This is a genomic window from Achromobacter aegrifaciens, from assembly GCF_902859965.1.
Classification (GTDB): domain Bacteria; phylum Pseudomonadota; class Gammaproteobacteria; order Burkholderiales; family Burkholderiaceae_B; genus Achromobacter; species Achromobacter aegrifaciens.
Window position 1 is genome coordinate 1,574,804 of the sequence record NZ_CADIKO010000002.1, and the last position, 25,034, is coordinate 1,599,837.

23 protein-coding genes are annotated in these 25,034 nt (G+C 67.4%); 11 read left to right on the top strand and 12 right to left on the bottom strand.

The genetic code is table 11. The features are described from left to right. The first annotated feature begins 62 nt into the window (after positions 1-62). From HV793_RS18495 to HV793_RS18505, 3 genes are read left to right on the top strand one after another with little or no spacing between them, the layout of a single operon-like run. Positions 63-1,634 (top strand): GMC family oxidoreductase, encoded by a 1,572-nt coding sequence (locus HV793_RS18495; protein ID WP_175213714.1) that lies wholly within the window; start codon positions 63-65, stop codon positions 1,632-1,634. Further along, positions 1,631-3,103, top strand: coding sequence for an aldehyde dehydrogenase family protein (locus tag HV793_RS18500; RefSeq protein WP_225596788.1), 1,473 nt, complete (start codon positions 1,631-1,633; stop codon positions 3,101-3,103). The genes HV793_RS18495 and HV793_RS18500 overlap by 4 nt, the downstream gene beginning before the upstream one ends. Positions 3,104-3,145: 42 nt before the next feature. Beyond that, the gene (locus HV793_RS18505) at positions 3,146-4,045 is read left to right on the top strand and encodes a catalase (RefSeq protein ID WP_119449302.1); all 900 of its coding nucleotides are present in this window, start codon (positions 3,146-3,148) and stop codon (positions 4,043-4,045) included. Here the strand turns inward: HV793_RS18505 and HV793_RS18510 are convergent. Beyond that, the gene (locus HV793_RS18510; protein WP_119449301.1) at positions 4,003-4,956 is read right to left on the bottom strand and encodes a LysR family transcriptional regulator; all 954 of its coding nucleotides are present in this window, start codon (positions 4,954-4,956) and stop codon (positions 4,003-4,005) included. The two genes, HV793_RS18505 and HV793_RS18510, sit on opposite strands and share 43 nt — an antisense overlap. Before the next feature lie 115 nt (positions 4,957-5,071). Between HV793_RS18510 and lysA the strand changes: the two genes are divergently transcribed. Then, the gene (gene lysA, locus HV793_RS18515; protein ID WP_054452398.1) at positions 5,072-6,307 is read left to right on the top strand and encodes a diaminopimelate decarboxylase; all 1,236 of its coding nucleotides are present in this window, start codon (positions 5,072-5,074) and stop codon (positions 6,305-6,307) included. A 6-nt stretch (positions 6,308-6,313) separates the two neighbouring features. Here lysA and garL read toward each other — a convergent pair whose 3' ends face one another. The 6 genes from garL to HV793_RS18545 form a co-directional block, all read right to left on the bottom strand. Next, on the bottom strand, positions 6,314-7,081 hold the full coding sequence (gene garL, locus HV793_RS18520) for a 2-dehydro-3-deoxyglucarate aldolase (protein ID WP_054452400.1): 768 nt from the start codon (positions 7,079-7,081) through the stop codon (positions 6,314-6,316). Positions 7,082-7,155: 74 nt separating this feature from the next. Next, on the bottom strand, positions 7,156-8,151 hold the full coding sequence (locus HV793_RS18525) for a Bug family tripartite tricarboxylate transporter substrate binding protein (RefSeq protein WP_175181439.1): 996 nt from the start codon (positions 8,149-8,151) through the stop codon (positions 7,156-7,158). Between the two features lie 47 nt (positions 8,152-8,198). After that, positions 8,199-9,944, bottom strand: coding sequence for an L-arabinonate dehydratase (araD, locus tag HV793_RS18530; protein ID WP_175213715.1), 1,746 nt, complete (start codon positions 9,942-9,944; stop codon positions 8,199-8,201). Between the two features lie 47 nt (positions 9,945-9,991). Continuing rightward, the gene (locus HV793_RS18535; protein ID WP_054452404.1) at positions 9,992-11,098 is read right to left on the bottom strand and encodes an Ldh family oxidoreductase; all 1,107 of its coding nucleotides are present in this window, start codon (positions 11,096-11,098) and stop codon (positions 9,992-9,994) included. Positions 11,099-11,147: 49 nt separating this feature from the next. Beyond that, complete coding sequence (locus HV793_RS18540) at positions 11,148-11,921, bottom strand: FadR/GntR family transcriptional regulator (RefSeq protein WP_118932816.1); 774 nt, start codon at positions 11,919-11,921, stop codon at positions 11,148-11,150. A gap of 80 nt (positions 11,922-12,001) precedes the next feature. Then, positions 12,002-12,931: a dihydrodipicolinate synthase family protein gene (locus HV793_RS18545; protein ID WP_059379899.1), complete on the bottom strand. Its 930-nt coding sequence runs from the start codon at positions 12,929-12,931 to the stop codon at positions 12,002-12,004. A gap of 224 nt (positions 12,932-13,155) precedes the next feature. Here HV793_RS18545 and HV793_RS18550 point away from each other — a divergent pair, with 224 nt between their 5' ends. The 3 genes from HV793_RS18550 (at position 13,156) to HV793_RS18560 (ending at position 16,290) form a co-directional block, all read left to right on the top strand. Next, complete coding sequence (locus HV793_RS18550) at positions 13,156-14,169, top strand: Bug family tripartite tricarboxylate transporter substrate binding protein (protein WP_175213716.1); 1,014 nt, start codon at positions 13,156-13,158, stop codon at positions 14,167-14,169. A gap of 74 nt (positions 14,170-14,243) precedes the next feature. Continuing rightward, positions 14,244-15,230 carry a Bug family tripartite tricarboxylate transporter substrate binding protein gene (locus tag HV793_RS18555; protein ID WP_054452407.1) on the top strand — a complete coding sequence of 329 codons (987 nt, stop codon included), beginning with the start codon at positions 14,244-14,246 and terminating at the stop codon, positions 15,228-15,230. Positions 15,231-15,333: 103 nt separating this feature from the next. Further along, positions 15,334-16,290, top strand: a complete 957-nt coding sequence (locus HV793_RS18560; protein WP_175213717.1) for a 2-hydroxyacid dehydrogenase — start codon at positions 15,334-15,336, stop codon at positions 16,288-16,290. 143 nt (positions 16,291-16,433) lie between these two features. Here the strand turns inward: HV793_RS18560 and HV793_RS18565 are convergent, their stop codons facing one another. From HV793_RS18565 to radA, 3 genes are all read right to left on the bottom strand, one after another. Then, positions 16,434-16,673 carry a hypothetical protein gene (locus tag HV793_RS18565; protein WP_054452411.1) on the bottom strand — a complete coding sequence of 80 codons (240 nt, stop codon included), beginning with the start codon at positions 16,671-16,673 and terminating at the stop codon, positions 16,434-16,436. A gap of 162 nt (positions 16,674-16,835) precedes the next feature. Next, on the bottom strand, positions 16,836-17,615 hold the full coding sequence (locus tag HV793_RS18570; RefSeq protein WP_054453641.1) for a sulfite exporter TauE/SafE family protein: 780 nt from the start codon (positions 17,613-17,615) through the stop codon (positions 16,836-16,838). An 83-nt stretch (positions 17,616-17,698) separates the two neighbouring features. Then, on the bottom strand, positions 17,699-19,060 hold the full coding sequence (gene radA / locus HV793_RS18575; protein ID WP_059379903.1) for a DNA repair protein RadA: 1,362 nt from the start codon (positions 19,058-19,060) through the stop codon (positions 17,699-17,701). 413 nt (positions 19,061-19,473) lie between these two features. On the opposite strand from radA, the gene HV793_RS18580 reads away from it, so the two are divergent. Beyond that, positions 19,474-20,109: a hypothetical protein gene (locus tag HV793_RS18580; RefSeq protein ID WP_175213718.1), complete on the top strand. Its 636-nt coding sequence runs from the start codon at positions 19,474-19,476 to the stop codon at positions 20,107-20,109. A 98-nt stretch (positions 20,110-20,207) separates the two neighbouring features. Further along, positions 20,208-20,672, top strand: a complete 465-nt coding sequence (gene hpaR, locus HV793_RS18585) for a homoprotocatechuate degradation operon regulator HpaR (RefSeq protein ID WP_054452418.1) — start codon at positions 20,208-20,210, stop codon at positions 20,670-20,672. On the opposite strand, the gene hpaD is transcribed toward hpaR, so the two are convergent. Both hpaD and hpaE read right to left on the bottom strand, forming a co-directional pair. Then, complete coding sequence (gene hpaD, locus HV793_RS18590; protein WP_054452420.1) at positions 20,673-21,524, bottom strand: 3,4-dihydroxyphenylacetate 2,3-dioxygenase; 852 nt, start codon at positions 21,522-21,524, stop codon at positions 20,673-20,675. It abuts the gene before it with no gap. A 37-nt stretch (positions 21,525-21,561) separates the two neighbouring features. Then, a complete protein-coding gene (gene hpaE, locus HV793_RS18595; protein WP_175163550.1) occupies positions 21,562-23,028 on the bottom strand; it encodes a 5-carboxymethyl-2-hydroxymuconate semialdehyde dehydrogenase in 1,467 nt (488 codons plus the stop codon). Positions 23,029-23,229: 201 nt separating this feature from the next. Between hpaE and HV793_RS18600 the strand changes: the two genes are divergently transcribed. Further along, complete coding sequence (locus tag HV793_RS18600) at positions 23,230-24,270, top strand: fumarylacetoacetate hydrolase family protein (protein WP_175213719.1); 1,041 nt, start codon at positions 23,230-23,232, stop codon at positions 24,268-24,270. 14 nt (positions 24,271-24,284) lie between these two features. Beyond that, positions 24,285-25,034: a fumarylacetoacetate hydrolase family protein gene (locus tag HV793_RS18605; RefSeq protein ID WP_054452424.1), complete on the top strand. Its 750-nt coding sequence runs from the start codon at positions 24,285-24,287 to the stop codon at positions 25,032-25,034.

Genomic DNA, 25,034 nt, shown 5'->3' on the forward strand with positions numbered 1-25,034 from the left:
GCCGTCGATGCGCTTGAACCTCCGATCCTGACACAAGGCTGGAATTTTTAGAGGAGACCACAATGAATACAGGACTACGCCACCCTTCGGCGTCAGAAAATTCAGACTTTCAGCACGCTGCCTTCGACATCATCGTGGTGGGAGGCGGTTCGGCGGGCGCCGTGCTGGCCAGCCGCCTGAGCGAGGATCCCGCCCGCCGGGTACTGCTGCTCGAGGCCGGCCAGGCCTATCCGCCCCACGCCTACCCGGACGCCGTCCGCGCCCAGAACATCATCGGCGGCGACGCCAAACACGACTGGGGATACGTGTCCCAGCCAGGCTGGGGCGGAAAGTCCTTCCCGGTTCCGCGGGGCAAGGTGCTGGGCGGCTCCTCGGCCGTGAATGCCGGCGTCTGGATGCGCGCGCCCGCAGCCGACTTCGAGCGCTGGACCCGAGCAGGACTGCCGCATTGGTCCATCGCCGACGCGCTGCCATTCTTCCGCGGCAGTGAATGGACCGCCTCGGGCGCGGACCAATGCCATGGCCGCACCGGCCCGGAGCCGGTGCACCAGTTGCAGGACGACGAAATCTCCGACATGCAGCGCGCGTTCCTGGTTTCGGCCCAGATGGCGGGCCATGCCCGCGTGCAGGACTTCAACAGCGACGCGCCTTTCGGCGTCGGTCCCTACCCGATGAACAACCGCATGGGCCAACGGCTGAACACGGGTATGACCTACCTGTCGGACGTCGTGCGCGCCCGCCCCAACCTGACGATCTACAGCGAGACGCTGGCGGACCGCGTCGAGATTGAAAATGGCCGGGCGCAGGCCGTGATCCTGGCCGATGGCGAGCGGATCGCAGCTGGCGAAGTCGTACTCGCGGCTGGGACGTATGGATCGGCGGCCATCCTGCTTCGCTCCGGCATCGGGCCGGCGGCGGACCTCAAGGCCCTGGACATCCCCGTGGTCGCCGATCTTCCGGTCGGCCTGCGACTGCAGGAGCATCCCTTCTACTTCACGGTCTGGGCCGCGCATCCCGACCGGCTGGGGCTGCCCATCCCGCCGGTTGGCGCCATCCTGTGGACCCGGTCATCCCGGGCCGGGCCCGGCGACGGCGACCTGCATGTCAGCGCAGTGCATTATGGCGACCCCGCCGACTCGCCCACCGGCGCAATCTTCATGCTGGCCCTGGCGCTGACTCGTCCCAGCTCCATCGGCAGCCTCAAGCTGCAAGACCGCGATCCCCGCACTGCGCCGCTCATCGACCTCAACATCCTGGGGACTGCGCGCGATCGGAAACTGATGGTCGAAGGCATTCAATTGATCCGCCGGATCGCGAGCCAGGGCCCGCTGTCCGAGATCATCGCTCAGGAGCTCGTGCCGGGCCCCGCCGCAGCGGACGCTGCGGCGCTGGAAGCGGCCCTGCCGACAGCGTTGGACATCTATCACCACCCCACCTCGACCGCCCCCATGGGCGGCGACGGCGATCCTGGCGCGGTAACGGACTATCAGGGACGCGTGCGCGGCATCGCCAGACTGCGAGTCGCGGACGCATCCTGTTTCCCGGACGTCCCCTCCGTCGCCACCAATCCCACCGTAGTCATGCTGGCCGAACGCGTCAGCCACTGGATCAGGAACACGGAGGCCAGATCATGAAAGATGCCGCAAACACCGCCTGGACCCGCAAGGCCTACAACTGGATCGGCGGCGTCCAGCGCTCCGAAGGCGCCCTGAGGGAATCGATCGACCCTGCCACCTACAACATCATCGGCCACTACCCCGACAACGGCTTGGCGGCGGCAAAGTCGGCCGTCACGGCAGCCGTACGCGCCTTCCGCACGACGCCTTGGGCCCATGACCACGAACTGCGCGCCCGCGTGCTGGAGCAGTTGGCGCGGGCATTCGAGCGCAACCGCGACCGGCTGCTGGACATCCTCTCCCTCGAAAACGGCAAGATCAAGGGCGAAGCGGGTTTCGAGCTCGACATGATTCCAAGCAAGCTGCGCTACGCGGCCGCCGCCGCCCTGCTCGAAAGCGGCCGGGCGCTGACGCCCAGGCCCGGCAGCATTTCCATGGTCCTGCGCCAACCCATGGGCGTAGCGGCGGTGATCGCGCCCTGGAATTCACCGGCCGTGCTGACGATACGGTCGCTGGCGCCGGCGCTGGCGGCCGGCTGCACGGCGGTCGTCAAGCTGCCCGGCCAGGTGGCGCAAACAGCCAGCTTCATGGCCGAGATCATGGCCGAGGCGGAGGACCTTCCGGACGGCGTGATCAATCTGTTCTTCGAAAGCGGACCCGATGGCTCCGCCTATCTGGTGGACTCGCCCGAGGTTCCCGTCATCAGCTTCACCGGCTCCACCCGCACGGGCCGCGCGATCAGCGCCGCCGGCGCCAGGCACTTGAAGCGCTTCGGCATGGAACTCGGCGGCAAGACTCCCATGATCCTGTTCGATGACGCGGACGTGGACGCGGCGCTGCCCGTGCTTGAAAAGGCCTTGACTGTCTTCAGCGGCCAGTTCTGCATGACCGGCTCCCGCTTGCTGGTCCAGGACGGCATCTACGCCGAGGTTCGCGACGGACTGGCCTGCCGGCTGCGCAAGGTCAAGGTCGGCCCGGCTGCCGATCCGGACAGCGACATGGGGCCGCTGATCGACCGCGCCAGCGTCGAACGCGTCGACCATGCCGTCGTCCTTGCGATCGCGGCGGGCGCCACCGCAGTCGAGCGCGGCGGGCCGGTGGACACAGGCCCGCTGGTCGGCGGCGCCTTCTACCGCCCCACGCTCCTGGAGGTGACCGAAAACAGCCTGGCCATCGTCCAGCAAGAAACTTTCGGCCCGGTGTTGACGATCCAGCGCTTTGCCGACGAGGCCGAAGCCATACGCCTGGCCAACGACAGCGAATACGGCCTGGCCGCCAGCGTCTGGACCCGCGACGTCGAGCGGTCGCTGCGTGTCGCGCAAGCCATCGACGCAGGTTCGGTATGGATCAACGACTGGGCCAAAGTCTACGACAGCACCGAGGAAGGCGGCTTCAAGCAATCCGGGCTGGGACGCCTGAATGGCGTGGCCGCGCTGGAGGACTTCATCGAATACAAGCACATCGCGCTCAAATCCGGCCTCGGGTAATGCCGACCAGCCAGAACATCCATTAGAAAAAAGGAGGCTCCCATGCCGGATTCCATCGCCGCAAAGCTGATTGACGCGCTCCATGCGGGCGCGGACGTCCCGCCAGGCTGCCGCGTCAATCACGCGCGCGGACTGCTTGTGGAAGGCAGATTCCTTGGCGTGCCCCGGGCAGCGCAATTCTGCGCTTCGCCCATGTTCAACGACGCTGAGCAGCCGCTCCTCGCCCGATTCTCGGACTCCGGCCCCGACCCGCGGATTCGCCAGGACAGTCCGCAAGCCGAACCGCGCGGCCTGGCCGTGCGTATCGGACAGGATTCGCAGTTGGTGCTCGTAGGCCACTCGATCGAAGGTTTTCCCGCGCAAGACCCGCAGACGTTTCTTGCATTCATACAGGCCCTGAACAGGCAGCACACCGCCCCCGAGGCGTTGCAAGCCCATCTGGCGGCCAATGCGCCGGCGCAACGCTTCGGCCAACTGCAGCAAGACGCCCTGCCCACGGGCTACGCCTCCCGCAGCTATCACATGCTTCATTCCTACCGCCTGACCGCCGCGGATGGCGGGACGCGAACTGGCAGGTTGACGATCCGGGGCAGGAACGCCGATGGCGCTCACAAGGCCCTGACCGGTCGGAACTGTATGGACGAGGCCTTGCGCCATGCAATGGCGGCGGGCCCGGTGGCGCTGGAACTGGCGTTTACCCCGGAGCCGGAACGAGGCACGACGGACGACCCGTCCACGGGCTGGTCAGGACATGGCGGCTCGATGCTCCTGGGATATCTGATGCTGGAACGCCTTGCGCCAGATCAGGACGCACAGCGCACCCTGGTATTCGACCCTTCCATCCTGCCTGCCGGCATCGCGTTCGCGGGCGACCCGCTGCTGAAGGCGCGCTTGCAGGCCTACCGGCTGGCGGCAGAGCGACGACTGCGCGGCATTTCCTGATCCAGGCCAGACGCCAGGCGGCTCCGGGCCGCCTGCGCCGCCTCGCGCAACGACGCCATCAATGCATCCACCAGCGGATTGCCCGGCCGGTGCTCCGGAAACACCACGCTGACCCGGAACGGAAACGAGCGCGCCAAGGGGCGGATATGCAGGCCCCGGCCGGCAAAATCCAGCGCAGTCAGCGGGTTCACGATGGCCAGGCCCAGGCCCTGGCGCACGAAAGTACACACAGACACGGCAGTCGTCGTCTCGACGATGGACCGCCGCAGCACGCCGGCTTCGGCAAAGGCTTCGTCGATCTGGATACGATAGGGATCGCTGGAGGACAGGCTGACGAACGCATGGCCTTCGAAATCGGCCAGCTCGATGCGCTGCCTGCCCAGGAGTTCGTGGGCGTCGGGCAGCACGCAGACTTCGTCCACTTCCAGCAGCAGCTCCACGCGCGTGCCGGCCGGCGCCGCGTCGTGCTCGGTCAGGCCCAGGTCGTAGCGCTGGGCGCTCAGCCATTCCTCCAGGAAGGGCGATTCCTGGGTTTCCAGCGCCAGGCTCACCCCGGGATGGCGCTCATGGAAACGCCGGAACGCGTCCGGCAGGATCGAATGGGAAAAGACCGGCAGCGCGATCACCGACAGTTGCCCGCCCTTGTAGGCCCGCAGGCGGGCCGCGGCCGAAGCGACCCGTTCCAGGCCGGCGTAGGACTGGCGGACCTCGTCGAACAGCGCCAGGCCCGGCATGGTGGGCCGCAGCCGCCCTGCCACCCGGTCGAACAGCGTGAAGCCTATGCCCTGCTCCATGCGCGCCAGCTCGCGGCTGACGGTCGGCTGGGAAGAGCCCAGCAGCTCGGCCGCCTTGGTCACGCTGCCGGCGATCATGACCGCACGGAAGACTTCGATTTGCCGGTGCGTCAGCATCGCCTACCCATATCAAAAATGAATCGATCAAGGAATTTTAAGCATTTTACTGGATGACCGAAGCCGGGCATCATGCCGCCTTGTTTTCACTTCCACCAACAAGGTTTCGCCCGCCATGGCCTTCGATCCGCGCCAACTCACCCAACTCGCCGCCGAGCACGGCACGCCGCTCTGGGTGTACGACGCCGCCGTCATCCGTGAACGCATTGCGCAACTGCGCCGCTTCGACACCATCCGCTATGCGCAGAAGGCCTGCTCCAACCTGCACATCCTGCGCCTGATGCGCGCCGAAGGCGCCGTGGTGGACGCCGTCTCGCTGGGCGAGATCGAGCGCAGCCTGGCTGCCGGCTTCCAGCCCCAGGGCGAGCCGGAAGGCATCGTCTTCACCGCGGACCTGATCGACCACGCCACGCTGGCCGCGGTGCTCAAGCACGGCATCACCGTCAACGCCGGTTCCCTGGACATGCTGGCCCGCGTGGGCCAGGCCTCGCCCGGCCATCGCGTCTGGCTGCGCATCAACCCGGGTTTCGGCCACGGCCACAGCAACAAGACCAATACCGGCGGCCCGCAGAGCAAGCACGGCATCTGGATCGGCGATGTGGCCGAAGCCATGGCCATCGTGCGCCGCCACGGCCTGAAGCTGGTCGGCATCCACATGCATATCGGCTCGGGCGTGGACTACGCCCACCTGTCCAGCGTGTGCGACGCCATGGTCGACGTGGTCGCCTCGCTGGACCATGACATCGAAGCCATTTCGGCGGGCGGCGGCCTGTCCATCCCGTACCGCGAAGGCGATGCCCGTATCGACTGCGACCACTACTTCGAGCAATGGGACGCGGCGCGCCGCCGCATCGCCGAACGCCTGGGCCACGAGATCCGCCTGGAGATCGAGCCGGGCCGCTTCCTGGTCGCCGAGGCCGGCGCGCTGGTGTCGGAAGTGCATTCGATCAACCGCCGCCCGGAGCGCGACTTCGCGCTGGTCGATGCCGGCTTCAACGACCTGATGCGCCCGGCCATGTACGGCAGCTATCACCGCATTTCGGTGCATGCGCCCGATGGCGGCAAGCCGCAGGGCGCGGCGGAGACCCGCATCGCCGTGGCCGGCCCGCTGTGCGAATCGGGCGACGTGTTCACCCAGGACGCCGGCGGCGTCGTGTCGGATCAGTTGCTGCCGCAGCCGCGCATCGGCGACTTCCTGGTGTTCCACGACGCGGGCGCCTACGGCTCGTCCATGTCCTCGAACTACAACAGCCGCCCGCTGGCGCCCGAAGTGCTGCTGGACAACGGCGCGGCGCGGCTGATCCGCCGGCGCCAGACGATAGGCGAACTGCTGGCGCTGGAAGACGCCTGAGCGCCATCAGGTCGGGAACGCCTCGCGCAAGGCGAAAGTTGCCTGCTTGAACACGCCCAGGTCGGTGCCCACCGCCACGAAGTGCATGCCCATGTCCAGGTAGCGCCGCGCATCCGCATGCACCGGCGCAAGAATGCCCACGGCCTTGCCTTGGGCGGACACCCGCTGGTACAGATGGCGGATGGCCTCCTGGACTTCGGGATGGCCGGGATTGCCGATATGTCCCAGCGCCGCGGCCAGGTCGGACGGCCCGATGAACACGCCGTCCACGCCTTCTACCGAAGCGATCTCGTCCACCGCGGCGATGCCCGGGCGGCTTTCTATCTGCAGCAGCACGCAGATGTTGTCGTTGATGGTGTGCAGGTAGTCCGGCACCGTGCCATAGCGGTTGCTGCGCTGGGCGCCCGCCACGCCGCGCATGCCCTGCGGCGGGTAGCGCGTGGCGGCCACGGCCCGGCGCGCGTCCTCTTCGGATTCGATGAACGGAATCAGCAGGTTGTAGAAGCCGATATCCAGCAGCCGCTTGATCTCCACCGGATCGTTCCACGACGGCCGCCCGACAGCGGCGCTGGCGCTGCCCTGCAAGGCCTGCAGCTGCTGCAGGAACATCGGCACCTCGTTGGGCGAGTGCTCGCCGTCCAGCAGCAGCCAGTCGAAATCGGCCAGGCCCACGAGCTCGGCCGTGATGTGGCTGGACATGCACATCCAGAATCCGATGAGCCGTTCGCGCGCCAGGATGCGTTGGCGGAAACGGTTGGGTAGGGGTGAGTTCATTGCACTTTTCACTTCATCAAGAAAAACAGGTCAGGCCGGGCCAGCAAGCCCGGCCGCGCATTCAATCCACGCATTCAATCCATTTTCGCGCCCGAGGCCTTGGCGGCCTTGCCCCATTTCGTGATCTCGTTATCCACGAACGCCGAGAACGATTTCGGGTCGTCGGCCACCACCACGAACCCCACGCTCTCCAGCTTCTGCCGGATCTCGGGCGAGGATAGCGCCTTCACCGTCGCCTGGTTCAGGCGCTGGATCACGGCGGGCGGCGTCTTCGCTGGCGCCGACAAGCCAAACCAGGACTCGGCCGAAAAACCCGGATAGCCTGATTCCGCCACCGTCGGCGTATCGGGATAGGCGGGATTGCGCTTGGCGCTGGCCACGGCCAGTGCGCGCAGCTTGCCCGACGTGACCTGCGGCAGCAACGCGTCCTGGTTCAGGAACAATACCGAGACACGGCCTCCGATGGTGTCGGTGATGGCGGCGGCGCCGCCCTTGTAGGGCACGTGCACCAGGTCGATCTTGGCGTCCTGTTTCAGCATCTCCATGGCCAGGTGGCCGGAGGAGCCGCTGCCCGAACTCGCATGCGTGTACTTGCCCGGATTCTCCCGCGCCAGCTTGATGAAGTCCGCGAAAGTCTTGCCCGGGAAGTCGTTGTTGGCCACCAGCACATTGGGGCCGGTTGCCAGCAGCGAGATATGCGCGAAGTCGCTGTTGCGGTATGGCATGTTCTGGTAGATCGCGTAGCTGATGGCGTTGGACCCCACGCCGGACAGCAGCAGGGTATAGCCGTCGGGCTCGGCCTTGGCCACCATGTCGGAGCCGATATTGCCATTGGCGCCGCCCTTGTTCTCCACCACCACGGTCTGGCCCAGCTCCTTGGACAGTTCGGCCGCCAGCAGGCGCCCCACCGAATCGGTGCTGCCGCCCGCGGGGAACGGCACCACCAGCTTGAGTTGCTTGGCGGGCCAGGCCGCGCCCTGCGCCATCAGCATGCCGGGCAGCATGGCCAGTGTCCCCGCCGCCGCCAGGATGGCCAGGCGCGCGCGCGCCGCCGGTTTCTTCTGTTGCATGGTTGTCTCCTCTATGGTTTTTTTAGTATGTGCGCCCGGTGTCCGGGTCAGTGGATTTCAGGCTCGCCCGCGGCCGGAGCGCGCGTTTCGGTCTGAAGAAAATCAAAATCGCAGCCCGTGTCGGCCTGGCCGATATGCTTGAGGTACAGCACGCCATAGCCGCGCTCGAAACGCGGCGGCGGCGCCTGCCAGGCGGCGCGGCGCGCGGCAAGCTCCTCGTCGGACACCAGCAGTTCCAGGCGCCGCGCCGGCACGTCCAGCGTGATGCGGTCGCCGTCCTGCACCAGCGCCAACGGGCCGCCCACATAGGCCTCGGGCGCCACGTGCAGCACACAGGCGCCATAGCTGGTGCCGCTCATGCGCGCATCCGAAATGCGCACCATGTCGCGCACGCCCTGCTTCAGGAGCTTTTGCGGAATCGGCAACTGCCCCCATTCGGGCATGCCGGGCGCGCCCTGCGGCCCCGCGTTCTGCAGCACGATGACGCTGTCGGCATCCACGTCCAGGTCGGGGTCGTCGATGCGCGCCGCCATGTCGTTGTAGTCCTTGAAGACCACCGCGCGGCCCGTGTGCACCTGCAGATGCGCCTCCATCGCGGGCGGCTTGATCACCGCGCCGTCGGGCGCCAGGTTGCCGCGCAGCACCGCCAGCCCGTCGCGCTCGATCAGCGCCTGCGCACGCGGCCGGATCACGTCTTCATTGAAGATCCGCGCGCCCGCGATGTTCTCGCCCAGCGTGCGGCCGTCCACGGTGCGCTGCGTCGTGTCCAGCAGGTCGCCCAGCTGCACCAGCATGGCGCGCAGGCCGCCGGCGTAATAGAAGTCTTCCATCAGGTACTTGCCGGCCGGCCGCAGATTGGCCAGCACCGGCGTGGTGCGCGCCAGATGGTCGAAGCGGTCCAGGTCCAGCCCGAAGCCGCTGCGCCGCGCCATGGCGATCAGGTGCACCACGGAATTGGTTGAGCCGGACAGCGCCAGCACCGTGCGCACGGCATTGTCGAACGACGCGGCGGTCAGCAGGTCCGACGGCTTCAGGTCTTCCCACACCATCTCCACGATGCGCTTGCCGGTCAGGCTGGCCATCTGCGCGTGACGCGAATCCGGCGCGGGGATCGACGAAGCGCCCGACAGGCACAGGCCCAGCGCCTCGACCGCGCCCGTCATGGTGGACGCGGTGCCCATCGTCATGCAGTGGCCGGGCGAACGGGCGATGCCGTCCTCCACGCCCTGCCAGTCTTCCTCGGTAATGTTGCCGGCGCGCAGCTCGGCCCAGTATTTCCAGGTGTCCGAGCCCGAGCCCAGCGTGTTGCCGTTCCAGTTGCCGCGGAGCATGGGGCCGGCCGGCATGAAGATGGTGGGCAAGTCCATGGACACCGCGCCCATCAGCAGCGCGGGCGTGGTCTTGTCGCAGCCGCCCATCAGCACACAGCCGTCAGCGGGATAGGAGCGCAGAAGCTCTTCGGTCTCCATCGCCAGCAGGTTGCGGTAGAGCATGGTGGTCGGCTTCTGGAAGGGTTCCGACAGGCTCATGGCGGGCATTTCCACCGGGAAGCCGCCCGCCTGCCAGATGCCGCGCTTGACCTCTTCCACGCGCTGCTTGAAGTGGCTGTGGCAGGGGTTGATGTCGCTCCAGGTGTTGATGATGGCGATCACCGGCTTGCCGGCGTAGTCCGAGCGGTGATAGCCCATCTGCGCGGTGCGCGAACGGTGGCCGAACGAGCGCAGGTCGCGCACGCCATACCAGCGGTGGCTGCGCAGTTCTTCGGGTTTCTTGCGCTTGGTTGAATGGCTCATGTCTCTGTTCCTGTGCTCTTGGGCAAGGGTTTATAGGGAAAACGGAATCACGCCGGGTCCAGCAGATAAGGCGTGCCGGCGCGCTCGCAGATGGCGCGCAGGCGTTCGGCCAGCGCGGCGGAAATGGGTATGCCTGCGCGCAGCCGGCGCGCGCGCTCGGCGGCTTCGGGCTCGCCAGCCACCAGCACCGGCTCGTCCGGGTTGGCGGGCGGCGTGTCGTGCATGGCGTCGATCATGTCGTCCATGTCGGACTCGAACGAGCCCGCCGCGCGGAAGGCGTCGGGGTTCAAGGCCAGGAAGAAATGGCCCACATCGTCGGGTTCGCCCGGCCGGCGGGTCGGGGCGCGGCGCGCGGCGAAGGCGCTGCCGCTGAGCGTGCCGCCCAGGATCTGCGCCATCATCGCCAGGCCGTAGCCCTTGTGGCTGCTCATGGCGGCAGTGCCGCCCAGCGGGGTCAGGCCGCCCTCGGGATGCGTGAAGATGAATTGCATGGCGGCCGCCGCATCGGTAACCGCGCCGCCCTGCCCGTCCACCGCCCAGCCTGGCGGCAAGGGCTGATCCAGGAAGTCGTAGACCTTGACCTTGTTGGCGGCGACGGTGGTGGTCGCCATGTCCAGCACAAAGGGTTCGTTGTAGGCGGCCGGCGCGCCAAAGGCGATGGGATTGGTGCCCAGCATGGGCATGGCGCCGCGCGTGGGCACCATGATGACGCCGTTGGCGCTGCTGGTCACCAGCCCGACCACGCCGCGCTCGACCGCGATGCGCGCATAGACGCCGGCCGCGCCGAAGTGATGCGAATTACAGACCGACACGGCGCCCACGCCGTGCTCCAAAGCCTTGTCCACCGCCAGGTTCATGGCCTGCGCCGCCACCGGATAGCCCAGGCCGCCCATGCCGTCGATCAGCGCGCTGGCGCCGCCGTCGCGCAGGATCCGCGGCCTGGCGTCCAGCCGCAGGGCGCCGGCGCGCAGCTTGTCCTCGTATGCCGGCAGCATGGAGATGCCGTGCGAGTCGATGCCCAGCAGGTCGGTGCGCGCCATCAGGCCCGCGGTAATGTGCGCCAGGTCCTGCGCCATGCCCCAGGCCATCAGCACCTGCAGGATCTGCTCGCGGACCTGCTCCACCGGCACTTCCGCCGCGATATTCCCTTGCACTCTGGTCTCCTGTAGTTTTGGTTTGATCGCAGCGGGCGGACGGAAGGGATCAATCGCGCTCGCGGTCCACCAGCCGGTGACGGGCCTGGCCCAGATGGAACTGCATGGCCACGCGGGCGCGCTCGCTGTCCTGTTCGCGGATGGCGTCCAGGATCGCGGCATGCTCGTCCACCACGCGCTGCGCACGCTGGCGCGAACCGGTGCGGGTCAGGTTCAAGGTCAGCCGCATGAAGCCGCTGATGGATTCGTGGATGCTTTCCAGCACGCCCAGATAGAAGTCGTTGCCGCTGGCTTCGGCGATGCTGGCATGGAAGGCCAGGTCGGCCTCGGCCGACACCTGGCCGCGCGCCAGGCTGTCGGCGAAGGCCGCATGCGCATCGGCGATCTTCCTGAGCTGCTCGTCGGTGCGGCGCAGCGCCGCCAGGCGCGCGGCGTCGCCCTCCAGCGCCACCCGGACCTCCTGGGCCCGCAGGTAGGCGCTGACGTTCTGCACGTCGTTGAAGGTCTTCAGGCGCGGCGCGGGCGCATGGCTGACAAAGGTGCCCAGCCCCTGGTGCGCGGTGATCAGGCCGTCGGCGCGCAGCCGCAGCAGCGCTTCGCGCACCACCGGACGCGAGACGCCGAAGCGTTCGGATATTTCGTTCTCGGAAGGCAGCTTGTCGCCCACGTTCAACCCGCCGGAGACGATCTGCTCGAAGATCTGGCCGTACAGCTGATCCGCCAGCCGCACCCGGTGCCCGCGTTCGAGCACCAGCGCGCCCGCGGCATCGTGTTCGGCGGGCGCCTGCGGCGCTGGCGCGGGTGTTGCTTTGGGTCGGGCCACGAAACCTCCTCGATGCTATGGCGCTGTCCGCGATGGCGGGACAGCGCTCATCGTACCGTCAATGCGCGGCGCCAGTGCGCTCACGCAGCAGCCGCCTCCCGGTCCCAGGCCGCCAGGGCGCGCGCCACCGGCGCCACCCGCTCGCGCTCGGCGGCGGAGATGCCGGTCAGCAGGGGCAGCATCGGCCCCATGTCCGCCACGCCCGACAGCGTCACGGCATCGTGCAGCACGCGGATGGGACTGATGCTGTCGCGGCAGTCTTCCAGGCCCAGGTACTGCTGGCGCACAGCCTCGGCTTCGTCATAGCGGCCGTCGCGCAGCAGATGCAACAGGCGCATCGAACCGCGCGGCGCCACGCAGACCGAGCCGGAGGTGAAGCTCTTCAGGCCGAAATCGCGGTAGTGCACGATGGCCGGACGTTCGCCGATGCCGCTGACGATCCAGCGCGCATCCACCGCCTGCAGCAGCGATGACAGGTAGGCGTCCTGCGACGGATCATCGCGCACGACGGCGTACTTGAAGGCCACGATGCGGCCCTCTTCGATCAGGCGCGCGGCGCTTTCCGGCGCCAGGTAGCCGGACGACTTGATGTAGATCACCGCGGGCTTGCCCAGCGCGTCCGTGAAGCGGCGCACGCCTTCGGCCAGGCCCGCGTCCGTGTAGGGAAAGGACATGGGCAGCAACATGGCCGTGGGAAACGCACGCGTACGCAGGATCGCCGCCTGGTCCATCATCTTGCCGTAGTCGGGCCCCACGGAAGGCAGGATCCACGTGTCCGCGCCCGCCAGTCCGGCCAGCATGTCGACGATGCGCGCGTACTCGCCCACGCCCACGTTGTAGAAGTTGGCGTTGCCGCCATACATCACGTTGCGCACGCCGCCCGCTTCCAGATGGCCGAGCAAGGCCTTGTTGGCCGCCTCGTTCAGGGAAAGATCGTCGTGGCGTGCCAGCGGCGGCACGGCGATGACCGAACGCTGCAAATCCTGCGCGGTGACCGGGGAGGTTTTCATGGACGGGGCTCCTGGCTGATCCTGCTATCGGGTGTGGGGGTTCGAAAAAGTATACTTGGTTGACAAGCACAAGCTCAATACATATATTTGTTTTACAAGTAGTCCGGCAGCAAAACGCAGGGCGCCGCGGGGTGCCATGCGGCGTCAAAGCCTCGGGCCATGCCAGGGGCGGAATACCCCCAGAAACGATGCGCGGCCACGCGCACACCGAGGAGACGAATTCCATGCATGCAGCCCCTGCGCGAGGCCGGTCCGCCTTGGCCGTTCTTTGCAGCGCCGCCCTGACGGCGGCCGCCTTCCTGTCGCCGGCCGCGCCGGCGCGGGCAGACTACCCGGAACGGGACGTCAAGATCATCGTGCCCTTCCCGGCCGGCGGCACCACCGACATCGCGGCCCGCATCGTCGCCGCCGAACTCGGCAAGACCTGGAACAAGGCCGTGGTGGTGGACAACAAGGCAGGCGCAGGCGGCAACGTCGGCACGGCCGAAGCCGCCCGGGCCGCGCCGGACGGCTACACGCTGCTGATGGGCACCGTCAGCACCCATGCGATCAACCAGTCGGTCTATGCCAAGCTGCCTTACGACCCGGTCAAGGACTTCGTGCCGGTGACGCTGGTGATCCCCGTACCCAACATCCTGGAACTCAACCCCGCGTTTGCCGACAAGCACGGCATCCGCACGGTGGCCGACCTGATCAAGTACCTGAAGGCCAATCCGGGCAGCGTCAACATGGCGTCCACCGGCAACGGCACCTCCACGCATCTGTCGGGAGAGCTCTTCCAGAACATGACGGGTACGCGCATGACCCACGTGCCGTACAAGGGAAGCAGCCCCGCGCTGACCGATGTGATGGCCGGTTCCGCCGATCTGATCTTCGACAACCTGCCGTCCTCCATGGGGTTTCTCAAGAGCGGCAAGCTGCGCCCGCTGGCCGTCACCAGCGCCCAGCGTTCACCCGCCTTGCCCGACGTCCCCACCATGGCCGAGGCCGGCGTGCAGGGCTATGACGCGTCCAGCTGGTTCGGCCTGCTGGCGCCCGCCGGCACGCCGCAGGCGGTGGTCGACAAGATCCAGCGCGACGTGGCCGCGGCCCTCAAGCAGGAATCCGTGCGCACGCAGTTGCAGGCGCAAGGCGCCACGCCCTCCGGCAACACGCCGGCCCAGTTCAAACAGTTCATGGCGCAGGAATCCGCCAAATGGGCGGAGGTCGTGAAGAAATCCGGCGCCAAGGTCGACTGACCCCAAGCCGATCCGGGTCCGTCCGCAACGCGTGGGCGGCGGGCTCTTCATCAGCACGCGAACCAGGAGACACCATGAACAAACTGATGAGCGCCGCGGCCGTCGCAGCCGCCGTCGCCGCAGGCGCCGTGCTGCCCGGGATGCCCGCGGCGCAGGCCGCCGGCTATCCCGACAAACCCGTGACGATGATAGTGCCTTTCGTGCCGGGCGGTTCTTCCGACATTACCGCGCGCTCGGTCACGCCGGGGCTGACGAAAATCCTGGGGCAGACCTTCGTGGTCGAAAACAAGCCCGGCGCCAACAGCGCCATCGGCGCGCAGGCGCTGGCCCGCTCCACGCCTGACGGGTACACCATGATGGTCGGCTCCATCGGCACCTTCGCCATCAACGAGGCGCTCTACAAGAACCTGTCGTACAACCCCAGCAAGGACTTCGAATACCTGACGCAGGCGGTGCGCAATCCCAACGTGCTGGTGGCAGCGCCGACGTTTCCGGCCAGCACCGTCGCCGAGCTGGTCGAATACGCGAAGAAGAATCCGGGCAAGGTGTCCTATGCCTCGTCGGGCACGGGTTCGTCGGACCACCTGTCCGCCGTGCTGTTCCGCCAGCGCACCCAGAGCACGGGCGTGGACGTCCCCTACCGCGGCGGCGGCGCGGCCATCGCCGACCTGATCGGCGGGCAGGTCAACGTGTCATTCCAGAACCTGGGCGCGGTCCAGACCCACATCAAGGCCGGCAAGCTCAAGGCGCTGGCCATCACGGGCGACGCCCGCGCCGCCGACCTGCCGGACGTGCCCACGCTGGCCGAGGCCGGCATCAAGGACATGGTGGTGTACTCCTGGCAAGGCTTTGCCGTGCCCAAGGGCACGCCCGCGCCCATCGTCCAGCAACTGTCCAAGGCCTTGCAGACCGCGCTGCGCGATCCCCAGACCGAGAAGACCCTGCAAGGCCTGGGCTTCGAGGTCGTGGCCAACACGCCGCAGCAGTTCACGGCATTCCAGCAGGCCGAGGTCAAGCGCTGGAAGGACGTCATCCAGAAAGCCAACATCCAGCTCGAGTAAGGTCGCGATCGGGACCCGGGATGCCCCTGGCGGGCATCCTGTCAGCCTGCATCAAGGCCGGATCAAGTAGCATCAACGTTTTGCCACCCACCTGTACGACAACATGACCACCAAGCATCGCATCATCCAGGTCGGCTCGCTGGCCGGTTCCCCCTACGCCAACAAGACGCTCGCGGACCGCTACGACGTCGTCGAACTATGGAAGTACCCGGACCGCAAGGCGGCGCTGGCCGAGCATGGCAAGGGCGTCACCGCCGTCGTCACGTCCGCCACCTACGGCGCCAACGCCGAACTCATCAACGCCCTGCCCGACCTGAAGGCCATCTGCAGCTGGGGCGTGGGCTACGAGACCATCGACGTCCAGGCCGCCAGGCAGCGCGGCGTGCAGGTCAGCAATACCCCCGACGTGCTGACCGACTGCGTCGCCGATCTGGCCTGGGGCCTCCTGATCGCGGGCGCGCGCCACATGGGCCAGGGCGAACGCTTCGTGCGCGCGGGCCAGTGGGGCCAGGTGCATGGCGGCATCCCGCTGGGCCAGCGCGTCAGCGGCAAGAAGCTGGGCATCGTCGGCCTGGGCCGCATCGGCGAGGCCATCGCCCGCCGCGGCATGGGCTTCGACATGGACGTGCGCTACCACAACCGCCGCAAGCGCGATGACGTGGAATACGGCTACGAAGCCTCGCTCACCGACCTGGCCAAGTGGGCCGACTTCCTCATCGTGGCCACCGTCGGCGGTCCGAGCACGCGCCATCTGGTCAACCGCGAAGTGCTGGAAGCGCTGGGCCCCACGGGCATCATCGTCAACATCGCGCGCGGCCCCGTCATCGACGAGACCGCGCTGGTCGCCGCGCTGGAAGCCGGCAAGCTGGGCTGCGCCGCGCTCGACGTGTTCGAGCACGAGCCCAAGGTGCCCGAAGCGTTGCTCAAGACCGATCGCGCAGTGCTGCTGCCGCACATCGGCAGCGCCACGCTGGAAACCCGCGTGGCCATGGAGAACCTGATGCTGGAAAACCTGCAGGCGTTCTTCGAGACCGGCCGCGTGATCACTCCTGCGGAGTAAGGCCCGCCCTGCGCCGCAGCCGCGGCGCGCCAAATGAAAAAGCCTCTCGGCGCCCATACCGAGAGGCTTTCGACTTTCCGGCCCCCGCGGGAATCGGAAGTCGTTTGCGCAAAGGAACTACCGGGCGCTCAGGCCCTCAGTGCTTACTTCGCTGGCGCCGCTGCGCCGGAATGGTCCGTCTTCGCGGCCCCGCCCGATTTGGCCGCCGCCGGTTTGGCGGAGGTCTTGTCGGACTTGTGATGCTTGTGCTGCGCCTGGGTCTTGGTTTCACCCGTCTTGGACGTGGCATCGGCGCCCGCTGCAAACGCCGAAGGCGCGGCAGCCAGACCGAGGCACAGGGCCGAGGTGGATAGGAACGCAGCAATACGGGAGTGAGTCGTCATTTCATGAACTCCTGAATGTAAAAGGACCGAAGTCCTTTTTTCGACACGGGGCGGCAACATCGCCGCTTTACCCGTTCCCGTTTGAACCGGCCCCATCCAGAAGGTTCAGCGCGGAACCAGAAAATTTCGGTCGCTAACGCTTCGAAATATGGCGCGGACGGTTCAGCTCTCGAACGCCAGCAGCGCCACGGTGGCGAATAGCATCAATGCGAAGCAGGCTCTCAGCTTGCGTTCAGGCAGACGGTACGCAAGCTTCACGCCCACCGGCACGAACAGCAGGCTGCCTATCGCCAGCGGCGCGCCGACCAGCCAATCGGCCTGCCCCGCCCAGGAGTAGGTGATCAACGCGATGAAAGATCCCGGAATCACCATGCTCAGCGCCAGCGCCTGCGCCGTGGTCTGCGGCAACCTGAACACGGACGTGATGATGGGCACGGCCAGCACCGCGCCGCCCACGCCGAAGAAGCCGCCCAGCGTGCCGCACAAAATGCCCAGCACGCTGGCGCGGCGCGGCGTGAAGACCGGGGCATCGCCCTTGGCCGCCGGCTTGCGCGCCGCAACGGGACGCGAGGCGCGCCAGGTCTGCCACACATAGAACAGCGCAATGAAGAACAGGAACACGGCGAAGCTGCGGCGCAGGATGCCGGAATCTATGCCCAGCGCCAGTTGCGCGCCGACCCAGGTGAACACCACGGCCCCGGCCGCTCCCGCCAACGCCACGCGCTTGTCGATGCGGGTCTGCTGGTTGTACTTGCGCACCGCCATCATGATGGTGGGCAGGACCATGATGAGCGCCGTGCCCTGCGCCAACTGCTGCGACATGCCCATCAACAGCACCAGCGCGGGAATCGCGATCAGGCCGCCCCCGATGCCCAGCACGCCGCCCATGAAACCGATCAGGCCGCCCGCAGCCAGGCACGCGGCGATAACTAACAGACTCACTTCTTGCTCCAGCAGGCCCGGCCAGTGCAGGCCGGGCAATCAGAATGTCGATATGAAACCGCCGCAGGCCGCCGCTCTCGGCGTCAGCGCAGCTTGTCCAGCGCGGCGTCCAGCCGGTCCACCGCCCAGATCTCCAGTCCTTCGATGGGCTGGCGCGGCGCGTTGGCCTTGGGGATCAGCGCAATCGAAAAGCCCAGCTTGGCCGCTTCGCGCAAGCGTTCCTGTCCGCGCGGCGCGGGCCGGATCTCGCCCGCCAGGCCGACCTCGCCGAAAGCGATCAGGCCGCGCGGCAGCGGCTTGTCGCGCAGCGAGGACATGATGGCCAGCAGCACCGGCAGGTCGGCCGCAGGTTCCGTGATGCGCACGCCGCCCACCGCGTTGACGAACACGTCCTGGTCAAAGGTGGACACGCCGGCGTGCCGGTGCAGCACCGCCAGCAGCATCGCCAGGCGGTTGCCCTCCAGGCCGACCGTGAGCCGGCGCGGGTTGGGCGCGTGCGAACTATCCACCAGCGCCTGGATCTCCACCAGCAGCGGGCGCGTGCCTTCCTGCGTGGCCATCACGCAGGATCCCGCGACCTGCTGTTCATGCTGCGACAGGAACAGCGCGGAAGGGTTGGCCACGCCGCGCAGCCCGCGGTCCGTCATGGCGAAGACACCCAGTTCATTGACCGCGCCGAAGCGGTTCTTGAAGGCGCGCACCAGGCGGAACGAGGAATGCGTGTCGCCCTCGAAATACAGCACGGTGTCCACGATGTGCTCCAGCACCCGCGGCCCGGCCAGCGCGCCGTCCTTGGTGACGTGGCCGATCATGACGATGGCGATGCCCGTCTGCTTGGCCAGGCGCGTGAGCTGCGCCGCGCATTCGCGCACCTGCGACACCGACCCCGGCGCCGCGGTCAGTTCGCCGCTGTACAGGGTCTGGATCGAGTCGATCACCGCCACAGTGGGCTTCTGCTCCGACACCGCCGCCTGGATCGACTCCAGCCGGATCTCGGCCAGCAGGTTGACGTTGCCCGTCTGCAGGCCCAGCCGGCGCGCGCGCAGCGCCACCTGCTCGGCGGATTCCTCGCCCGTCACGTAAAGCACGTTGGTGACTTCGGACAGCGAGGCCAGCGCCTGCAGCAGCAAGGTGGACTTGCCTATGCCCGGGTCGCCGCCGATCAGCACCACGGCGCCGGCCACCAGGCCGCCGCCCAGCACACGGTCGAATTCTTCCAGCCCGGTAGGCTGGCGCGGCGTTTCGCGGGCCTCGATTTCAGACAGGCTGCGCACGGGGCTGGCGGCCGCCAGCGGCGCATAACGGTGGGAGGCGGCGGCCGGCGCCGACGATTCCACGGTTTCTTCCAGCGTGTTCCAGGCGTTGCAATGTGGGCATTTGCCCTGCCACTTGGGGGTGGTGCCGCCGCAATCGGAGCACACATATACGGTTCGGGATTTGGCCATGCGCGAAAGTGTACCGGCAAGCCAGGGCGGCATGCGCGCGCACACGCGCGCTTTCGTCCTCGCACGCCCCATGATGGGGCGGTATCTGTCATTCTGCTTTCAAAAACAGGGACGTGCTGAAGTTACATGATGCAAACTCAAGAAATTCTCTGGCGGATTTCTCCAAATCGCGCATAATCATCAGGTGCAGCGCATTGACGAACCGCCCGGCCCAGGGCGGCATACCTGCAGCCAGACGCCCTCGGGGCGCGGCGGCGGGAATCGCGGCGCAATCACCCGCGGCTTTCCAGGAAGCCGCCTAAACCGGAACAGGACCCGAGCTACGACGAGACCGCCGGACCACCGGCGCGGCGTGCGCAGAGGTCAGACGCGGATGCGCCTTGCCACCAGGCGCATGTGCGAGGAGTACGCGCATGAGCATTACCTACCGCCCCCCTTTCGACGAAGACGATGAACGGGATCTGCGCGCCTTGTATCGCAGGCACGGTCCCGGCGCCAATCCCGAATTGGACGCGGCAGTGCGCCGCCGTTGGCATCCCGGCCATAGCTGGCACCCCGCCTGGGGCGCTGCCGCTTGCGCGGCCATGGTCTTCGGCCTGTTCGCCTGGACCGAGATGCGCGAAGCCCAGGACTTTCCCGAGCAGAACACGCCTGTCATCACCCCCCACGAAATAGGGACAAGCTCGGAACGCGCGCCCGCGCTGCTGTCCACGCCTGCGCAAGCGCCCGCCGAACAGTCCGCGCCCGTCACCGAACGCGTGGCCGCGCCGCCGCAAGAAACGGCGCCGCAAGCCGCTCCTGCCCAGGAAGCCGCCCCCGTCGCTCAGGAAACCTCGCCCGCGGAACAACCAGCCGCCGAGCCCGCCGCGCCGGAAACACCCGCCCTCAGCGATCAAGACATCGAAGCCCGCGTGACCCACATCCGGGCGCTGGTGCGCGAGGAACAGCAGGAAGAGGCCGTACAGGCGCTGCGCGAATTGCAGCAGGCCGCCCCCGACCTGACCCTGCCCGACGACCTGCAGGAACTGGCCCAGCAGAACCCCGCCTGATCACCGCAACCCATCGGCGCCGCGCCCGGCGCGGACCGATGGGCGCGCGCGTCCGATTTCGCTGCGGCGCGGCCCGGCTTCTTGCTAACATAGCCGCCATGAGTCCGAGCTTCCACCACCGCAATCTCCCCCATCTGCTGCTCTACGCGCGTGAAACGCTGATGGCGCACTTCCGCCCCATCCTGCACGCCGCGGGCGTCACCGAACAACAATGGCGGGTGCTGCGCACGCTGAGCGAAGTGGGCTCCATGGAACCCAACCAGATCGCCCGCACCTGCCAGATTCTCAGTCCCAGCCTCACGCGCATGCTGGCGGGCATGCAGGAACAGGGCCTGATCAAGCGCACGCGCTCCAGCGCCGATCAGCGGCGCCAGGAAATTTCGCTGACGCCCAAGAGCAACAAGCTGATCGACCGCATGCGTCCGCAAGTGGACGCGAAGTACCAGGAAATCGAGGCCCGGATCGGCAAGGAATTGCTGGACCGCCTGTATCGCGACGTCGACACCATGGTCGAACTGATCAAGCGCGAGCCCGCCGACGCGCGCGCCTCCGAAGAAGAATGATCAGGCCGGCACCGGGAAGATCGCGTTGATCTGCCCCGTGCCGGAACTGGCGAAGTAATCCGTCACGATCTCCACCGGCTGGTCGTAGCCGTCCCAGCCCAACAGGCCCAGCAGCATCGCGGTATCGTGCATGCCGCCCTCGCCCACGCACAGGTCCGCGTATTCGGGCAGCATGGCGCAGAAGGCCTTCCAGTCGCCCTGGCGCCACAACTCCACCACCCGCAAGTCCACCTGCCGGAAGAACTCGCGGCTGATCTGGTGCATGGCGGCCTCGGGGCTGCCGTTGTCGTTGAAGCGATGCGACAGCGAACCGCTGGCCAGCACCGCCACGCGGCTGTCGCTGGCCTCGATGGCCTGGCGCAACGCCGCGCCGAAGCGGCGGCTTTCGTCCAGCGAGTGCCAGGCGCACCAGGCGGCTACCGACACCACGTTGAAGCGCCCGTCACCATTCATGTAGCGCATCGGCACCAGTGTGCCGTACTCCAGTTCCAGGCTGTCGATTTCATGCGAACGCGTGCCCACGCCCGCGGCGTTGGCGCATTCAGCGATGCGGCGCCCCAGTTGCGGATTGCCGCGGTAGGCGTAATCCATGTCCTTGATGAAATGCGGCAGCTCGTTGCTGGTGTAGCGGCCCTTGAAGCCGCTGTTGCAGTTCACGTGATAGCCGCCGTTGACCAGCCAGTGCACGTCCAGCACCACGATGCTGTCCACATCCAGGTCGCGGCAACGCTGGCCGATGATGCGATGTCCCTGGATCGCCGCCTCCCTGCAACCCTGGTGCTTGCCAGGCAGTTCCGAAAGATACATGGACGGCACATGCGTTACCTTGGCCGCCAGCGCGAGCTTGCCCATGATGCTAGTCTCCTCGTTCTTGTGGTCGGGGCCGGATTCAGACGCCCCATCTGGGGATGTGGTGGCTGCCCATGGACACGCACACGTTCTTGATCTCGGCAAAGACCTCGTAACTGTATTCGCCGCCTTCGCGTCCCGTGCCCGATTCCTTGGTGCCGCCGAAGGGCTGGCGCAGGTCGCGCACATTCTGGCTGTTGATGAATACCATGCCCGCCTCGATGCCGCGGGCCAGTCGGTGCGCCCGCCCAATGTCGCGGGTCCAGATGTAGGACGCGAGACCGTACTTCACGTCATTGGCCAGCGCCAGGCCCTCTGCCTCGTCCTTGAACGGCAGCAGGCAGGCGACCGGTCCGAAGATCTCTTCCTGCGCGCAACGCATGCGGTTGTCGACATCCGCCAGCACCGTCGGGCTGACAAAATTGCCGCCCGCCAGATGGGCCGGCAAGCCTGCGGGCCGGTCCGCGCCGCCCGCGAGTATGCGCGCGCCTTCCTGCTCGGCCAGGCGGATGTAGCCCGTGACCTTTTCCCAGTGCTGGCGCGTGATCATCGCGCCCACGTGGGTATTGTCATCGGTGGGGTCGCCCACGGCCAGGCGCTGCGCGCGTTCGGCAAACCTGCGCACGAAATCGTCGTAGATGGATTGCTGGATGAAGATGCGCGAACCCGCGGTGCAGCGTTCGCCGTTGAGCGAAAAGATGGTGAAGAGCGCCGCGTCCAGCGCGCGCTCCACGTCCGCGTCGTCGAAGATCAGCACGGGCGACTTGCCGCCCAGTTCCATCGAATACTTCTTGACGCCGCCAGCGCTGGCCAGGATCTTCTTGCCGGTCACGGTGCCGCCGGTGAACGAGATTGCGCGCACGCCGGGATGCCGCACCAGTGCATCGCCAGCGGTGGCGCCGTAGCCCTGCACCACGTTCAGCACGCCGGCCGGAATGCCGGCCTCCAGCGCCAGCATCCCGAGCTGGTCCGCCGTCAGCGGCGAAAGCTCGGACATCTTCAGCACCGCCGTATTGCCCAGCGCCAGGCAAGGCGCCGTCTTCCAGGTGGCGGTCATGAACGGCACGTTCCAGGGCGACACCAGCGCGCACACGCCCACCGGCTGGTACAGCGTGTAGTTCAGCATCTGGTCGTCCACCGGATAGGTGTGGCCGTTCATGCGCGTGCAGACCTCGGCGAAGAAATTGAAATTCTCCGAGGCGCGCGGGATCAGCTGCTTGCGGGTCTGCGAGATCGGCAGCCCGGTGTCGCGGGTTTCCAGTTCGGCCAGCTGCGGCACGTTCTGGTCTATCAGTTCGCCCAGCCTGCGCATCAGGCGGGCGCGTTCCTTGGCAGGCGTGTTGGCCCATTTGGGGAAGGCCTCGGCGGCTGCCGCGACGGCCGCGTCGATCTCGGCCTGCCCGCCCGCGGCCACCTCGGCGATGGGTTCGCCCGTGGCCGGGTTGCTGGTGATGAAGCGGTCGCGGCTGTCGACCTGCTTGCCGTTGATCCAGTGCTTGATGCTCACGCGCGGCTCCTCGTCCTGTCCGCGCCGGACCGTCCGGCGCAAATTTAATTAACAAGTTAACGTTATGCTTGCCGGAACGCGCTGTCAACGTCGGGAAACCCCCAGGCGGAACAGGCCCCGGCAACCCTATGGCCGATTGTTGCCATCGCAGTTTTTCATTAAACTAGTTAACATGATAATTACATCATGCGGAGCAAGGCCATGCCCCATATCTGGATCGAATACTCCGGCAATCTGGCCCTGGATACGCAGGCGCTGATGCGGACCGTGCAGGACGCCGCCGTGGGCGACGGCAGCCTGTTCCCGCTGGCCGGCGCGCGCACCCGCGCGCTGCGCGTGGATGACTGCCTGGTCGTCGACGGCCATCCCGACAACGCCTTCGTCCACGTGGTGCTGCGCATCGGCCACGGCCGCAATGCCGAACAGAAAGCCGCCCTGGGCGAGCGGGTGTTCCAGGCGCTGACCGCCGCGCTCGCGCCGCAGATGGCGGCGCGCCCGCTCGGCATCTCGATGCAGGTCGAGGAAGCCGACCCGGTGCTGAACTACAAGCTCAACAACTACCGCGAACACCTGGCCGCGCGCGCAGCCGCGGCCGCGACGCCGTGGCCGCGGACCGTGGTGGGCGCGGCGCTGAACACGCGCCAGGCGCTGGCCGCGCTGGGCGAGGCCGTGGACGCGCCCCCCTACAAGGCCGCGCCCAAGGCGCCCGTGCTCTACATCAAGCCGGCCAATACCTATGCCCGCAATGGCGACGTGATCGCCCTGCCCGCCGACGTGGACGAGGTCGAAGTGGGCGCCTGCCTGGGCGTGGTGTTCGCCCGCCGTGCGACCCGCGTGAGCGAAGCCGAGGCGCTGGACTATGTGGCGGGGTACCGCGTGGTGGCGGACCTGTCCGTGCCGCACGCCAGCTACTTCCGCCCCGCGCTCAAGCAAAAATGCCGCGACGGCTTCTGCCCCATCGGCCAGGATCTCGCCCCCGTGGCCGCGGTCGGCGACGTGGACGCCCTGGACATCGAAGTGCGCATCGACGGCCAGGTGGCGCAGCGCGCCAGCACCGCCGAGCTGATCCGTCCCGTAGCGCGGCTGATCGCCGACGTGACCCAGTTCATGACGCTGGAAGCGGGCGACATCCTGCTGGCCGGCACGCCTCACGGCGCGCCGCGCGCGCGCGCCGGACAGCGCTACGAGATCAGCATTTCCCGGGTTGGCACGCTGGGCAATGCGCTGGCCGCCGCCCGATAGCCCAGGAGCCCGCCATGAAACATGCCCGTATTTCCCTGGACGGCGTCATCCATGCCGCCACCGAAGCCGGCCCCGGCCAGGTCCGCCTGGCCGACGGACGCGTGTATGCCGAAGACGCGGTGCAATGGCTGCCGCCCTTCGAGCCGCGCACCACCTTCACGCTGGCCATCAACTATGCCGACCACGCCAAGGAACTGGCGTTCAAGGCCCCGGACGAGCCGCTGGGCTTCCTCAAGGCCGCCAACACCTTTGTCGGGCACCGCGCCCAGACCTTGCGCCCCGCCGACGTCGCCTTCATGCACTACGAATGCGAACTGGCGGTGGTGATAGGCAAGACCGCCAGCAAGGTCAGCCGCGCCCAGGCCTATGACTGCGTGGCCGGCTACACCGTGGCCAACGACTATGCGCTGCGCGACTACCTGGAAAACTGGTACCGCCCCAATCTGCGCGTGAAAAGCCGCGACACCTGCACACCGCTAGGCCCCTGGCTGGTGGACCGCGACGACGTGCCCGACCCCATGAACCTCAACCTGCGCACCACCGTCAACGGCGTGGAGACGCAGCGCGGCAATACCCGCGACATGGTGTTCGACGTGCCCGCGCTGATCGAGTACTTCAGCAGCTTCATGACGCTCTCGCCCGGCGACCTGATCCTGACCGGCACGCCCGACGGCATCGTCAACGTGCAGCCCGGCGACGAAGTCGTGACCGAGATCGAAGGCGTGGGACGGCTGGTCAACACGCTCGTCCCCTTCCCCAATTGA